Source organism: Mesobacillus subterraneus, from assembly GCF_000934845.1.
Classification (GTDB): Bacteria; Bacillota; Bacilli; order Bacillales; family Cytobacillaceae; genus Mesobacillus; species Mesobacillus stamsii.
This window is the reverse complement of record NZ_JXIQ01000174.1, coordinates 1-347: the sequence shown is the minus strand read 5'-3', so window position 1 is coordinate 347 and position 347 is coordinate 1. Positions and strand designations below refer to the sequence as shown.

The following is a 347-nucleotide window of genomic DNA, read 5'->3' as shown; positions in this document are numbered from 1 at the left end:
GGTCTTTATCATGATTCCACTCAACTAGAGAGATATTGTATTTCTCGCCTAGATTTACAAACATATCCTTAGCATAGTCAGATACTTTGACATCAAATACTTCTCTACGATATTTCACAACTAGTACAAGATGATAATACATTAAGAATACTGAATGATTATTACTGTCTAATTTCAATGATAAATCAGCCTTTTTCTTATATAAGACTGATTATATCATTAAGGTATGAAGTGGGCAACAAAAAAGCCTTTAGGCTATCGCCTAACCGACATTCATCTCCCACCTATCGTTGGGCTTCGCCCTTCACACGATTGAGGTGGGAGTCTTCTGTCGGAAAACGATAAAA

Annotated in this window: 1 protein-coding gene; it reads right to left on the bottom strand. The window is 35.7% G+C overall.

Features of this window, described 5'->3' with window-relative positions; translation table 11 throughout:
* Positions 1-178: transposase (locus UB32_RS19665; RefSeq protein WP_198528217.1), on the bottom strand; the 178-nt coding region annotated here is incomplete at its 3' end.
* Between the last annotated feature and the right edge of the window lie 169 nt (positions 179-347).